Annotated in this window: 6 protein-coding genes and 2 pseudogenes; 2 read left to right on the plus strand and 6 right to left on the minus strand. The window is 63.2% G+C overall.

Annotation, left to right across the window (positions count from 1 at the left end; translation table 11 throughout):
• Positions 1 to 590: 590 nt before the first annotated feature.
• Positions 591 to 6,856: pseudogene (locus JFV30_RS17610) on the minus strand (amino acid adenylation domain-containing protein).
• A gap of 500 nt (positions 6,857 to 7,356) precedes the next feature.
• Between JFV30_RS17610 and JFV30_RS17615 the strand changes: the two are divergent.
• Both JFV30_RS17615 and JFV30_RS17620 read left to right on the plus strand, forming a co-directional pair.
• Positions 7,357 to 8,151, plus strand: coding sequence for a helix-turn-helix transcriptional regulator (locus JFV30_RS17615; RefSeq protein WP_201124760.1), 795 nt, complete (start codon positions 7,357 to 7,359; stop codon positions 8,149 to 8,151).
• Positions 8,151 to 9,520: pseudogene (locus tag JFV30_RS17620) on the plus strand (efflux transporter outer membrane subunit); the annotation flags it as partial. The gene JFV30_RS17615 and the pseudogene JFV30_RS17620, both read left to right, overlap by 1 nt.
• Positions 9,521 to 10,404: 884 nt before the next feature.
• On the opposite strand, the gene JFV30_RS17625 reads toward JFV30_RS17620, so the two are convergent.
• The 5 genes from JFV30_RS17625 to JFV30_RS17645 form a co-directional block, all read right to left on the minus strand.
• Positions 10,405 to 11,745 (minus strand): PQQ-dependent sugar dehydrogenase, encoded by a 1,341-nt coding sequence (locus JFV30_RS17625; protein WP_201124761.1) that lies wholly within the window; start codon positions 11,743 to 11,745, stop codon positions 10,405 to 10,407.
• 134 nt (positions 11,746 to 11,879) lie between these two features.
• On the minus strand, positions 11,880 to 12,845 hold the full coding sequence (locus JFV30_RS17630; RefSeq protein WP_201124762.1) for a pyridoxamine 5'-phosphate oxidase family protein: 966 nt from the start codon (positions 12,843 to 12,845) through the stop codon (positions 11,880 to 11,882).
• Between the two features lie 2 nt (positions 12,846 to 12,847).
• A complete protein-coding gene (locus tag JFV30_RS17635) occupies positions 12,848 to 13,747 on the minus strand; it encodes a LysR family transcriptional regulator (protein WP_201124763.1) in 900 nt (299 codons plus the stop codon).
• Complete coding sequence (locus tag JFV30_RS17640; RefSeq protein WP_201124764.1) at positions 13,747 to 14,667, minus strand: LysR family transcriptional regulator; 921 nt, start codon at positions 14,665 to 14,667, stop codon at positions 13,747 to 13,749. The genes JFV30_RS17635 and JFV30_RS17640 overlap by 1 nt, the downstream gene beginning before the upstream one ends.
• Before the next feature lie 188 nt (positions 14,668 to 14,855).
• The gene (locus JFV30_RS17645; protein WP_201124765.1) at positions 14,856 to 15,476 is read right to left on the minus strand and encodes a glutathione S-transferase family protein; all 621 of its coding nucleotides are present in this window, start codon (positions 15,474 to 15,476) and stop codon (positions 14,856 to 14,858) included.
• Between the last annotated feature and the right edge of the window lie 26 nt (positions 15,477 to 15,502).

Here is a 15,502-nt window from a genome sequence, read left to right on the forward strand (position 1 = left end):
GCCAGCGTGGTTTAACGGGGCGCCTAAGATCAAGATCAAAAACAGATCAAGAACACAGCGGCCTACAGGCCGGCTTGAGTGGTGTGAAGCAAAGGCAACATCAAGATCAAAATCTAAAGCGGGCACGATCCCCTGTAGGAGCTGGCTTGCCGGCGATGGTCGTTAACGATGACGCGGGCATACTGATTCAACGCGGCGCTCTCAGGTTTTTCGCCGGCAAGCCGGCTCCTACAGAAAAGCGGCTCTGCTTTCGCTTTTGATCTGGCTTCTACCACTCAAGCCGGCCTGTAGGCCGCTGTGCTCTTGCTTTTGATCTTGATCTGACTGCCCCAATAAGCCCGAGGCCGAACGCAGGGATTGAGGAGCGGGTAAACCGGCAGGACGCCGGTTTAGCCGCGACGGGGCAGGGACGCCCCGTCGCGGCGGCCCGCGGAGCAATGCCGGAGTGAGGGAACACCGAGCCTAGGCGAGGTGCCGACAGGCGGGGCAGAGCGTTTTGGTTACTTTTGCGCTTTTCAAAAGTGACCCGCTGTAAGAGCGGAACCCATAGCGGCCGTTACCGCAGAAACGGATATGTACACGGTAAAAGCTCAAATCCTGCGCCGCCGCCCCAACTGCGGAATCCCCACAGAAGGCACCACCTCCACCCGCTCCACCCGCCTCCCCACAACCCCCGCCAACCCCACCACCGTCGGCTGACTGAACAACGAGCGAGCATCCACCTCCAACCCCGCCTTACGCATCCGCGCCACCACCCCCACGGCCAACAACGAATGCCCTCCCAACTCAAAAAATGATCCCGGCGCCCTACCCGGTCCAGCTTCAGCACCTGCGCCCACACCCCCGCAATCACCGTCTCCACCTCCCCCTGCGGCGGCTCATAGGCGCGACTCAAAACAGCCTCCACCCCAGGCTCAGGCAACCCCTTGCGATCCAGCTTCCCCGCCGGATTAAGCGGCCACGCTTCCATCCGCACAAACGCCGAAGGCACCATGTACTCCGGCAATCCCTCCACCATGTAAACCCGCAACGCTTCAAGACTCGGCACCGTCTCACGAACCGTGAAATACGCGACCAACCGCTCATCCCGAATCAACACCGCCACCTCCCGCAACGCAGGGTGCGCCGCCAACCGCGCCTCAACTTCTCCCAGCTCCAGCCGCACCCCGCGCAGTTTCACCTGGAAGTCATTACGCCCCAGGAATTCCAGATTCCCGCCCGGCAAATACCGCACCAGATCCCCGGTGCGATACAACCGGTCCCCCGCCACAAACGGGCTATCGATAAACCGCTCGGCCGTCATCTGCGCCAGCCCCAGATACCCTCGGGCCACGCCAACACCGCCGATGTGCAACTGCCCGCTGCATCCCATCGGCACCGGCCGGTCGTGCTCGTCCAGCACATACAGCCGGGTATTGTTGATGGCCCGCCCAATCGGCAACTGCACCGCAGGTACCGGCGCTCCCGGTTCCAGGGTCCAGGCGCTGCTGTCTACCGTGGCCTCGGTGGGTCCATAGACGTTGTGCAAGCGCACCTTGGGCAACCGTGCCTGAACTCCACGGGCCAAGGCCTCGGTCAGTTCCCCGCCACCGCATAAAACGTCGGTGAGGCTGGTGCAAAGCGCAGACTCTTCCAGCTCCAGAAATTGCTGCAACATCGCCGGCACAAACTTGATCACGCTGATCTGTTGCTCACGAATCACCTGCGCCAGATACGCCGGCTCGCGGTGACCATCGGGGCGTGCCAGAACCAGGCGCATGCCATTGGTCAGCGGCCAGAACAGCTCCCACACCGAACCGTCAAAGCTGAACGGCGCCCGCTGCAACAACGCGCCACCCTCGGCATTCGGGCACAGTTGCGAACCCCAGTGCATGAGGTTGCCCAGGCCACGGTGTTCGATCATCACCCCTTTGGGCGTGCCGGTGGAGCCGGAGGTGTACATCACGTACGCCAGGTTGCCGACGCTCAAGCCGGGCACCAAAGGATTGCCCTCGGGCGCCTGGTGCCAGGCGCAGTGGTCGAAGTCGATCACCGGTATCGACACTTCCCCCGGCAACTCGCGGGTCGCGCCGTGCACCAGTAATGCTACCGGCGCGCTGTCCTGCAGCATGTAAGCGAGGCGCTCGCGGGGATAACCCGGGTCCAGCGGCACATAGGCGCCGCCGGCCTTGAGGATGGCCAGCAACCCCACCACCAGGTCCAGCCCGCGTTCGACACACAGCGCCACGCGCGAGTCCGGCTGCACCCCGCGCTCGCGCAGGTGATAGGCCAGGCGGTTGGCGCGTTCGTTGAGCTGACGGTAGGTCAGTTGGTGCTCGCCGGCCTGCACCGCCACCGCGTGGGGGGTGTGCCGGGCATGGGCTTCGAACAGGGCGTGAACGGTCAGGTCCTCGGGGTAATCGGTTTCGGTGGCGTTGAAATCCACCAGTTGCTGTTGCAGTTCGGTCGCGGGCAGCACCTGCACCTCGAACAGCGGCGCTTCGGGCGTCTCCACCAAGCCCGACAACACCGTGCCCAGGTAGTCCAGCAGGCGTTGCGCGCCGACCTTGCGCGGCGCTTTGGCCTTGAGCCGGAAAGCGCTGCCAAGGTCGTCCACCGACAGCATCAGCGGGTAGCTGAGGATGTCTTCACTGCTGAGCAATTCGATGCCGGGCTGCAGCGCCTGCAACGCCTCGGCCGAGGCATGCCGGTAATTCAGCAGGCTGTTGAACAGCGGTGTGACGCCGCTGCAACGCTGGGCCAACGCCAGCGAGGCTTGTTCATGGGCGAGCAAGGCGCTCAGTTGCTGCTGCGTCTCCTTGATCGCCTCGCGCACCGTTAATCCGGCCAGCCGTACCCGCAGCGGCAAGGTGTTGATGAACATGCCCAGGGCACGGTCCGCACCTTCGCCGGCCTGCAAACGCCCCAGCAATACGGTGCCGAACACCACGTCGTCACGCCCCGAAACGCGCCCCAGTACCTGGGCCCACGCCAGGTGAAACAGGCTCGCCGCGCTGACGCCCAGGCTGCGAGCCTGCTCACGCAGTAACTGGCCAAGGCTGTCGGGCAGCAGCACATGGGCTTCTTCGGTCTCGTGGCGATCCGCCTGGCGTTCCTGCAAGCCGAAGGCCAGGGTCGGCTCGTCGACGTCCGCCAGCCGCTCGCGGAAGAATGCCTCGTGCCCGGCCTGGCGTGCCGGTGAACGGGTCTGGGCGACCACATTGCGATAGGGCACCGGTTCCGGCAGTTGCTGTTGCTGGCCTTGCAGGTGCGCCTGGATTTCCGCCATCAGCACCTGGGTCGACGTGGCGTCATTCACCAGATGATGGAAGCGCAGCATGCCCACCCAGCGCCGGTTCAACGGGTCCTCAACGTAGTCCAGGGCCATCAGTGGGGCCTTGCGCAAATCCAGCGGGCGCTGACGTTCGCGCAGTTGCTCGACGATTGAATCACCCTCAAGGCTCACCGGTTCCACGCGCAGGCGCGCCTCGCGCCACACCACTTGCATCGGTTGCTCAAGGGCATCCCATACCAGGCTGGTGCGCAAGATGTCATGGCGGTCGATCACCTGTTGCAGCGCCTGGGCGAAGGCATCCAGCTGGTCACGGCGGGCGAAGCTGAACATCGCGTGTTGCTGATAGGGATCGCGCTCGTCGGTGATGTGGTGATACAGCAAGCCCTCCTGCAACGGCGCCAGCGGATAGATCTCTTGCACGTTGGGGGCGCCGCCGGGAATGGCGGCGACGATACGTTCGATCGTCGGCTGGTCCAGCTCGGCGAGCGTCAGCAGGTCCGGGGTGATCGTCGTGCAGCCCGAAGGAACACGGTTTTGCGGCACATCGAAGCCGGCGCCGTCGCCGACCGCTGCCGCCAGCGCGGCCAATGTCGGCTGGCCGAACAGCACCTGCACATCCGCCTGCAACCCGGCCTGGCGCATGCGCTGCACCAACTGGACCGCCAACAACGAATGGCCGCCCAGCTCGAAGAAATGATCATGGCGCCCCACTTGCCCGACGTGCAGCACCTCGGCCCAGATCTGCGCCAGGGTATTTTCCATGGCGCCTTGTGGAGCCTCGTAGGTTCGGCTGACAAACGCCTCTGCATCGGGCGCGGGCAAGGCCTTGCGGTCGAGCTTGCCGTTGGCGGTCAGCGGTAACGCGTCCAGCTTTACGTAGGCGAGCGGCACCATGTAATCCGGCAGTCGCGATTGCAGCCAGGCACGCAGCGAATGGATCTCCACCGCGGTGTGTTCGGTAAACCAGGCCAGCAGTTGCCCGTCCCGTACCTGGACCACGGCTTCAGTGACGCCCTCATAGGCGGCCACAGCGGATTCGATTTCACCCAGCTCGATACGCACACCACGGATTTTTACCTGATCGTCGTTGCGGCCCAAGTACTCGATATTGCCGTCCGGCAACCAGCGCGCCAGGTCGCCGGTGCGGTACATACGGCCGGGGCTGAAAGGATCGTCGAGGAAACGTTCAGCGGTCATTTCCGGGCGGTTCAAATAGCCCCGGGCCACGCCTTGGCCGCCAACGTACAACTCGCCCGCAACACCGATGGGCACCGGTCTTTGCCGCTCATCCAGCAGATAGACCGTGGCATTCGCGATGGGCTTGCCGATGTGCAGCGGCTGCCCGACCTCTACGAGCCCTGAGGTGGCAACCACCGTGGCTTCGGTGGGGCCGTAATTGTTGATCACCGCAAAACGGCGGGCCTTGTTGAACTGGCGCAGGCGGTCGCCACCAATCAGCAAGGTGCGCAGGGTCGGGTGTTCGATGTTCTGGCTGAACGCATACTCGGCCACCGGCGTGGGCAGGAAGCACACGTCCAGCGGTTGCGCGCGCCACCAGTCCAGCAGCGCGTCGATGTCTTCGGCGCCGTCGTGGGCCGGCGGCAGGTGCAGGGTCGCGCCCACGCACAGCGCCGGCCAGACTTCCCAGGCCATCGCATCAAAACCGAAACCGGCCACGCTGGCGGTGTGGCTGCCTGGGTGCATGTCGAAGGCCTGGCAATGCCAGTCCACCAGGTTGGCCACGGTGTGGTGTTCCACCATCACGCCTTTGGGCAGGCCGGTGGAACCCGAGGTGTAGATCACATACGCGAGGTTGGCGGGCGTCATCGCCACCTGCGGGTTGCTCGCCGACCGGGCCGTGGCCTGGTCCAGGTGGATGACCGGCACCTGCAATACCGGCAAGCTCGCCAGCAACTCCGTCTGCGTCAGCACCGCCACCGGCGCGCTGTCATTAAGCAGGTAGTTCAGGCGCTCAGCGGGATGGGCCGGGTCTATCGGGACATAGCAGGCGCCGGACTTGAGAATCCCCAGCAACCCCACCAGCGTTTCCAGGCCGCGCCGGGCGACGATCGCCACACGGTCGTCCGGCTTCACCCCCAGCCCCCGCAGCTGATGGGCCAGGGCATTGGCCCGTTGATTCAACTCGTCATACGTCAGGCGCCGGCCTTGATACACCGCCGCCACCGCCTGCGGAGCCAGCGCGGCCTGGGCCTCGATACGCCCGTGCAGCGTCTGCGCGGCAGGATACGCCTGGGCAGTGGCGTTCCAGCGTTGCAACTGCGCGGTTTCCTCAGGCGTTACCAGGGAGAAATCCGCCAGGGTCAGTTCGGTATTTTCCAGCCCCTGCTCCAGCACATACACCAGGCGTTCGGCCAGGGCCTGCACCTCGTGCGGCTGGAAATACGCCTCGTTGTAGACGCAATGCAGGCACGCCGTGTCGTGGTAGCGATTGCTGCGCAAGTGAATCGCCAGGGGCAATGGCTCATGGTGGTTCGACACCTTGATCGCCCGGGCCGATGCCTGGCCGTAGCGGAACTCATGGTCATCCTGTTCATAGGACACCGACAGGTCGAACAGCTGGCCACGGTCGGCGCGCAGCAAACCCAGCTCGCGATTCATCTCGCTCAGCGGGAAGCGCTGGTGCCGGAAATCCTGCTTGAGCTGGTCCCGCACACCGCGCACCAACGCGCTGAAAGGCATGTCTTCGCTGAACTGCAAACGCACCGCACTGACCTGGGTGAACAGCCCCAGGGTCGAACGAAACTGCGCATTGGAACGGTTGAGGATCGGCAGCCCCACTACCCACTCCTGACGCTGGCCGGTGCGGCTGAAGTACAGGTACAGGGCGGCCAGTAACACATGAAACGCGGAGGCCTGGTGACGGTTCGCCACACGCGCCATGCGGTTGAGCAGCGCCGCCGGAAATGGCGCCACCAGGGTGTTGCTCGGCGCCTGGCCCCTGGCCTGATAACGGGGGGTCAGCAGCGGCTCGGGCAGAACCCGGTATTTGTCCAGCCAGTAGCGGCGGTCCCGGGCGTAACGGGGCGACTCGCGATACTGTTCATCACTGTCGATGAAATCGATATACGACGGCGCCGACAGGTCCGGTTGCCGGCCCTGCTCCAGAGCGCTGTAGATACCGGCCAGGGATTGCAGCATCTGGCCGAAGCCCCAGCCGTCGAGAATCAGGTGGTGGGCCTGGGTGCCGAGGCGGTAATGCAAGTCATCAAGCTTGACCAGGAAGAAGCGGAACAACGGCTCATCCACCAGACGGTAGGCCCGGGCCATTTGCTCCTGCAGCAAGGCCTGGGCGGCAGCCTGGGGATCGGGCAGCCGCGAGAAGTCATGCTGCGGCACCGATACCGCCATCACCTCGGCAAACGCCTGCCGGGGAAAACCATCGGCCGCCACCTGCAACACCGTACGCAACGCATCATGCCTGGACACCAGTCGCTCAATGGCGCGCTGGATCAATTCGGGGTTCACCGGGCCTGTGAGGTCGACATAACCGCCGATGTTGTACAGCGGCGAATCGCCGAGGCGCAGTTGGTCCAGCCAGATATCCCGCTGGGCGGCGGTCAGGGGAAAAACGTCATAAGATCCTTCTCATGTGAGGTGTCGATAAGGCGCACAACGCCCCATTGAGGCGAAATCAATGGAATTTAAGCATCGCCCCCAAGGCCCGTATGTCACCCGAAACCCGGACAGCCGGGTACCGCGCCGGGGTTGGCTGATGGTTCAGTGCTGAAACGATTAAATGAATGTAGGAGATTGGCTACATCTGGCCGATGCCTGACTGCCGACGAATTTCACAAAAGCCAATAAAACTGTTTTATTTCAAATAGTTAATAAACTCTAAAATATTCGAGGCGCACCCCCTCGCCTTATTTCACTGTCAGACATGACGAAATAATGGCGCGTTTTTTATGGCAGGTTGTGTCCCTCGTTTCCGCTACATACGTAGGACAAATCCCCGTGGCTAAATAAAGCCTCGAGCACCGACCCAGGTTCAAGGAGAACGGGAGGCCTGCACACGTACGGGGCAACCGTTGACGGTTTTCGACATCAAGGATGAGATGGCTATGAGTCTGACCAGCAGTATTCGGAATGTGGAAAGTCCGCATTTTTATTTCGAGTTGGGGGAGTTGATTTCCAGCACCGGCACTGAACACTTTGCGGCGAACATGCTGCGACTGGTCGACAAGCTGGTGCCGGTGCACCTGGTGGACCTCAGTGAATGGACCCTCGACGAGCACCAGGCCTGTGTGCTCGATATCAAGTTACTCGGCAGCGATGGGTTGAAGCAGGACTTGCCACCACCGCGCACCCTGCATCACCGCGACGACCATCCGCTGCTGAAAAAAATGCTCGGCATGAACGACCCGCTGCTGATCCAGATGAATGCCAAGGCCAACAGCACCCACGCCCGGGGCACCTCCCACCAGTGCAACCTGGTCTCGCGCCAGGCCAATCGGCGCTGCGTGATTTCGTTCTATCGGCCCCACACCCAACGCGCCTTTTCCCTGGCCGAGCTGTCGTTTCTCAAGAGCCTTTCGGAGACCTTGCTGCCGTTGATGGAGCGCCACGCGCAGATCAACCGCCAAGTACCACTGGTGGCGCCCGAGCCCTCTAAAACCCCGTTGGAGCAGTCGCAATTGCAGCGCGAATTCTATAAACGCCTGTCACTCAGTGACATCACCTTGTCGGCGCGGGAGCAAGAGGTTTGCCTGGGGTTGTTGACCGGTGGGACCGTGCCGCAGATGGCCGAGAAGCTCAGCGTAAAAAACAGCTCCATCGAAACCTACCTCAAGCGCGCGGCGGCCAAACTGGGTGTCAGTGGCCGGCATGGCCTGGCCAAATGGATGGTTGGCGCGTGATGAAAAAACTCATGCTCGGTGTGATGTGCGTGCTTGGCGGGTGTTCGCTGATCCCGGATTACCAGCGGCCCGAGGCGCCCACGCCGGCGCAATACCCGCAGTACAACGCTGACAAAGTGGGTCCTTCGGTCGCCGGGCCCGACTGGCAACCGTTATTCCGTGACCCGGTGATGCGGCAGTTGATTGGCCAGGCGCTGGTCAACAACCGTGACCTGCGGGTGGCGGCGCTGAACGTCGAAGCGTTCCAGGCGCAATACCGTATCCAGCGCGCGGACCTGTTCCCCGCGGTGTCTGCCACGGCGGCCGAAAACCGGCAAAAAGTCCCGCGACGCGCCACCGGTACCGGCAAGTCCGCGATCACCTCCACCTATTCGGCGACGCTCGGCGTGAGTGCCTACGAGCTGGATTTTTTCGGCCGCGTGCGCAGCCTCAGTGAACAGGCGATGTTGCAATACCTGGCCACGGAAGAGGCCCGGCGCAGCGCGCAACTGAGCCTGGTGGCCAACGTTGCCAACGCCTACCTGACCTGGCGCGCCGACCAGGAACTGCTGGCCCTGGCCCAACAGACACTGGCCTCGGACGAACACAGCCTGCGCCTGACCTCCCGCAGCAAGACCGCAGGCAAGGCGACGTCGATCGATGTGATCCAGGCCCAGACCAGCGTCGAGAGTACGCGGGCGAGCATCGCCCGCTATCAGCGCCAGGTCGCCCAGGACCTCAACAGCCTGGCGTTGCTGGTGGGTGGGCCGGTGCCGGATTCGCTGCCGGCACGACCGCTGTCCGACGACCTGCTGGCCCGGGTGCCGGCCGGGTTGCCGTCGGACCTGCTGCAACGGCGGCCCGATATTGTCCAGGCGGAGTACCAGCTTCAGGCGGGCAACGCCAACATTGGCGCGGCGCGGGCGGCGTTTTTTCCGTCGGTCACGCTGACGGCCAACGCGGGCACTTCCAGCAAGGACTTGTCGGGGTTGTTCCAGGGGGCTCGGGGAGTTGGGCGTTTCAGCCGCAGATCAATCTGCCGATCTTCAATGCGGGCAGCCTGCGGGCCAGCCTGGATTACGCGAAGATCCAGAAGAACATCCTTGTTGCGCAGTATGAGAAGTCGATTCAGACGGCGTTTCAAGAGGTCTCGAATGGGCTGGCGGCGCGGCAAACGTACAACGATCAGCTGGCGGCGCAGCGGGATTTTGTTCGGGCCAACCAGAAGTATTACGACCTGGCGCAGCACCGGTATCGCAGTGGGGTGGACAGTAATCTGGTGTTTCTGGATGCGCAGCGGTCGTTGTTCAATTCGCAGCAGGCGTTGATTGTTGATCGGTTGGCGCAGTTGGTGGCGGAGGTGAATTTGTATACGGCGTTGGGTGGGGGTGGGATGTGGGGGCTGATGGGGCGGGGGCGGGGGCATATCCGTTTCTTCGGTCACGGCCTCCTATGGTTTCGCTCTTACAGCGACTCACTTTGGAAAAGCCCCAAAGTAAGCAAAGGGCTCTGCCCCGCCTGTCGGCACCTCGCCTAGGCTCGGTGTTCCCTCACTCCGGCATTGCTCCGCGGGCCGCCGCGACGGGGCGTCCCTGCCCCGTCGCGGCTAAACCGGCGTCCTGCCGGTTTACCCGCTCCTCAATCCCTACGTTCGGCCTCGGGCTTATTGGGGCAGTCAGAGCCAGATCAAGATCAAAAGCAAGAGCACAGCGGCCTACAGGCCGGCTTGAGTGGTAGAAGCCAGAGCAAAAGCGAAAGCCAAAGCGAAAACCAAATCTGAAACGGATGCAGCTCTGCTTTTCTGTGGGAGCTGGCTTGCCTGCGATGGCATCACCTCGGTGTGTCTGATGTACCGAGTTGTCTGCATCGCAGGCAAGCCAGCTCCCACATTTGACTGTGCCCGCTGTAGATTTTGATCTTGATGTTGCCTTTGCTTCACACCACTCAAGCCGGCCTGTAGGCCGCTGTGCTCTTGATCTGCTTTTGATCTTGATCTTAGGCGCCCCGTTAAACCACGCTGGCCGAACGCAGGTAGTACGGAGCGGGTAAACCGGCAGGACGCCGGTTTAGCCGCGACGGGGCAGGGACGCCCCGTCGCGGCGGCCCGCGGAGTAATGCCGGAGTGAGGGCACACCGAGCCTAGGCGAGGTGCCGAGTGGTGGGGCAAGAGCCTTTTGGTTACTTTTGGGCTTTTCAAAAGTGACCCGCTGTAAGAGCGGAACCCATACCCGCCATAACAAAAATAACGGATATGCCCCCAACATCAGCAAAACCTTAGGGCTTCACCCGCGCCACCCGCCACACCGTGTTCCCCACATCATCCGCCACCAGCAACGCACCCTGCCCGTCCAGCGTCACCCCCACCGGACGCCCCTGAGCCTCCCCATCACCATTCAAAAACCCGGTCAGAAAATCAACAGGCGTCCCCGCAGGCTTACCGTCCTTGAACGGAACAAACACCACCTTGTACCCCGCCTGCGGATTACGGTTCCAGGACCCATGCTCCCCCACAAACACCCCATCAGCGAACACGGCAGGCATCCCCCGCGCATCAGAAAAGGTCAAACCCAACGGCGCAACATGCGTCCCCAGCGCGTAGTCCGGCGCAATCGCCTGGGCCACCTTGTCCGGACGCGGCGGCTGCACCCGGCTATCGACATGCGCCCCGTAATAACTCCACGGCCAACCGTAGAACGCGCCATCCTGCACCGACGTCAGGTAATCCGGCACCAAGTCACTGCCAATCTCATCCCGCTCGTTGACCACCGTCCACAATTGCGTAGAGCCAGGCTTCCACGCCAGACCATTGGGGTTACGCAACCCACTGGCAAACAGCCGCTTCTGGCCACTGCCAAGGTCCACCTCCCAGATCGCAGCACGCCCGTCCTCGGCTTCAAGCCCGCTCTCACCCACATTGCTGTTGGACCCCACGGTCACGTAAAGCCTGGTGCCCTGAGGATTGGCGAGAACGTTTTTGGTCCAGTGATGATTGATCCCGGCCGGCAGATCGGTGACCTTGATCGGGGTCGCATCGATGTGAGTCTGGCCCTGAACATAAGGCACCTTGACCACCGCATCGGCATTCCCGATATACAACTCATCCCCCACCAATGCCATGCCGAACGGCGAGGTCAGACCACTGAGAAAAATGCTTTTCACCTCGGCATGCCCATCGCCATCAGCGTCCCGCAGCAGGGTAATGCGATCAGCACTCGGCGCATCGGCACCCACCCGGCCCATCACAAACCCCATCGCCGTACGACGCGCCCAGGCGAGCAGACCAGTGCCGCCGTCGGTGGCCCCTTCAGGCATGGGCGGATGGTTACTCTCGGCGACCAGTACGTCACCGTTGGGCAAGGTGTACACCCAGCGCGGGTGGTCAAGGTCTGCGGCCAGCGCCGTCACCGTGAATCCCTCGGGTGCCTTGGGCTGGGCATGTTCCGGCCAACCCACGGCCTTGGACACCTTGAGCGTCGGGATCAGCGAGGTGGTGGGTTCGGGCAGTTGCGGGCTTGGCCCCACACCCGCCTGAAACGGCAGTTTGGAGGACTCACCACAAGCGCTGAGGGCAGCAGTGGCGGTGATCAGCAGCGCAAGGCGGCTTGGTGCATTCATTGGGAAACCTCGGTACAGCCCATCATTGGGCAGGCAAAATCCCGACGAAGTATTGCGTCATTCCCCGGCACCAAACACCGCCTCCCGCGCAATTGAGTTTTAACTCAGTCGCACGAGTGGCTCGGCAACGCCTGTCAGGCTTTCCAGGGCCCCAACGGCAGGCTGTAGGGAGAAAAACCCTCGAACTGCCAACGCAACGCCAACGCCGCCTCCCGCCGAACCACCTGCTCCACGGTCACCCGCCACAACCGCTCCGCGCCCTCGAACGTGGCCAACTCCGCCCCGCCCAGAATCACCTCGGCACGCCCGACAACCTGCAACACATCACCCGAAGCAAAATCCACGAACAACAACCCCGCCACCGGGTTGACCTGCAAATTGCCCAAGGTGTTGAAAAACGAGTTGCCGGTAAAGTCGGGAATCGTCAGTACATCACCGTCCACCCGCACAAACCCGGTATTGCCACCCCGGTGTGAAACGTCCACCGAACGCTTGGCCGCATCGCCTTCCAGGTCCACATAGCTGGCGACGAAGAACGTGTCGGCATTGCGAATCACCGCCCGTGCGGCGTCATCAAGCGAGTTGGCACGCTGGACTGCACCTTCAGCCGGGCGCCGCCCCGAGGCATCCGGGGCCACCGCACGCAGCTGAATGTACTTCGGGCAGTTGCCAAAGGTGTGCACCACCTCCACGGCAAAACCATCGGCGCCCGCCGAAGCCACGACTCCGTTCATGCGGTTGCGCCGCCGCGTGTTCAGATCGATGCCCAACAGCCCAACGGCCGCGCCACTCTTCAAACCGGCCGCGGCGGGGTCACCCACGGCAGGCAGGCTGTCGATGCGTAGACGGTAAGGATCGGGCGAGTGGACAAACCCCGGCGAGCCTTCCAGCAGCGTGGCCCAGGGCAGCCCCTGAGCATCCACGGCACCCACCACCAGATAGGGCAACAACTCATAAAACGCCCGATGCTGTTCCGGCAAATGATCACGTATGACCTTGGCGCCAATCACCTCCATGCGCTCGGCCACGCCGGCACTTTGCTGCAGTTGCCGTTCGCCGGCATGCCATGGCGATACGGGAGACGCGTCCAGATGATTCATGCTCAAGCCCTCGGTGGATGAAACGCCGGTTGTTCACGCAATGCCGCCACGCTGAAATCAACAAAACTGCGCACCCGCATCGACGCATTGCGCCCTTCGCGGTAGACCACATGCACCGGCAGCGGCGGCGGTTCATAGGCCTGCAATACCCGACGCAGTTGGCCGCCGGCCAAGTGCTCGTGGACCGGATAACTCAGGCAACGGATCAACCCGGCCCCCTGCACCGCCGCATTGATCGCGCCCTGCACCGTGGTGCAGCCGAGGCGCGCCCGGGCCTTGATGCTGGTGCCTTGGAAATCCCATTGCACCCAATCCGAATACGCCTGGGTTGCGACCAGCCGATGTTGCTTGAGCGCCTCGGGTTGCAGCGGTTCACCATGGGTGTGCAGATAGCCGGGGCTGGCGCAGACGATGTTGCGCACATGGCCCACAGGCCTCGCGATCAGGGATGATCCAGGCAGTTCTCCCACCACCACCGCTACGTCCAGGCCGTCTTCATTCAGGTTCGGAAAATGATCGTGGTAGTGGGCAAACACCCGGACCCCGGGATAGCGCTCCAGGTAGTCGGCCAACAGCGGCGCCATCACATAACGGCTGAACAGAAACGGGAAAAACACCCGCAGATTGCCCTCGGCCTGCACGTGCGCGCCCTTGGCAGAGGCTTCGGCGGCGCTCACGCCGTCAAGGATCCGCGAGCAGTCCGCCATGAACCTCACGCCCGCTTCGGTGAGGCGAATGCCCCGGGTGCTGCGCTCCAGTAATTGCACGCGCAAGCGCGCCTCCAGACGGGCAATCGCGCGGATCACCGTGGGCCCCGAGATGCCCAGGCCGCGGGCCGCCGCCGCCAGGCTCGGCTGCCGGGACAGCGCCTGGAAAATCTGCATGTCGCGATAGCGGTCCATCAGGCAGGCCGCTGCATCGTGGGGTTGAGCGCTGCATCCTGCCCCAGCCGACTGACCAGGAAGTCCACGAAGGTGTTGACCTTCGCCGGTACCCGGGCGCTGTTCTGGAACACCACGTGGATCGGCAATGCCGGTGGCTCGAAGTCTTGCAGGATGATTTCCAGTGCGCCGGCACGCACATCGCTGGCCACCTGATAGGACAGCACCCGCGTGACGCCCCAGCCCAGGCGCGCCAGGTTGATGGCCGCGTTGTTGGCGGTGACCACCAGGCGTGGATCAACGGCCACGTTCAGCGGCTGGCCACCTTCGATGAACTGCCATTCGCTGACCAATTGGCTGGAAGACGACGTGACAATCTTCGCCTCTCGCAGTTGCCCGGGGTGCAGCGGCCGGCCGTGCCGCTCAAGGTACGCCGGCGCGGCGCAGACCACGCGGCGCACCTCGCCGACCTTGATCGCCTGCTGGCCGGTTTCCTGCAAATGCCCTATGCGCACGGCCACATCCACGCCTTCGTCAGTCATGTTGACCACGCGGTCCACCAGCAAGGCGTTGATGTTGACCTGGGCAAACAGGTCCAGGTATTCCCCCAGGACCGGCGCGACAAACAATTCGCCGAACAACACCGGCGCGGTGACCGTCAGGTGTCCCCACGGCACCGAGAAGCTGCCGGCGGCGGCCTCTTCGGCCTCTGTCAGTTCGGCGAGGATACGTCGGCAATCGTCCAGGTAACGCTGGCCGGCCTCGCTCAGGTGCAGGCTGCGGGTGGTGCGCGACAGTAACTGCGTGCCGATACGCGCCTCCATCGCGGCGATCGCGCGGGTCACACTGGGGGGCGAGATATTCAGGCGCCGGGCCGCCGCGGCAAAACCCTGCTCTTCGGCAACGGCGAGGAAGATCTGCATTTCCTGGAAACGGTCCATGGGTCCCCTTTAATCGAATGTCATGCACCAACCCTGTGGTTTGGGAGCGGTTGTGGCGAGGGAGCTTGCTCCCGCTGGGCTGCGAAGCGGCCCCAAAATCTTGGGAGCGCTGCGCACTCCAGCGGGAGCAAGCTCCCTCGCCACAGCAAGCTCCCTTACCACAGCAAGCTCCCTCGCCACAAAAACCTTTAATCCTTTGTTAAACCTACGGCCGTGCGTTGCATGCCGACAAACCCCGGCAGCGCCTCGATGCTGCCCAGCCAGGCACGAATGTGCGGGTAGTCGGTCAGCGCGACGTTACCTTCCGGCGCATGGGCGATGTAGGTGTAGTGCGCGATATCGGCAATCGACGGCAGGTCGCCGGTCAGGAAGCGGCTCTGCGCCAACTGTTGCTCCACCACATTGAGGAAGGCATGGGAGCGGTTGATGGCTGCCTCGGCATCCAGCGCCGCGCCAAACACCGTGACCAATCGGGCGGCAGCCGGGCCGACGTGCAGTGGCCCCGCTGCGGCCGAGAGCCAGCGCTGCACGCGGGCCAGGGCCAAGGGCTCGGTCGGCAGCCACTGGGGGTTGCCATAGTGGCCGGCGAGGTACACCAGGATCGCGTTGGAGTCCGCCAGCACCACACCGTTGTCATCGATCACCGGCACCTGGCCAAAGCTATTGAGGGTGGCCAGGAACTCGGGGGTTTTGTGTGCGCCTTGCTTGAGGTCGACCAGCACCAACTCGGCCGGTACGCCCAGCAGCGACAGCATCAATTGGACCCGGTGGGAATGGCCGGACAATGGGTATTGGTAGAGTTTGATCATGACAGGCTCCGCGGTGTGCCAGGGAC

It is taken from the genome of Pseudomonas sp. TH32, assembly GCF_016650855.1.
In the GTDB taxonomy this organism is placed as follows: Bacteria; Pseudomonadota; Gammaproteobacteria; order Pseudomonadales; family Pseudomonadaceae; genus Aquipseudomonas.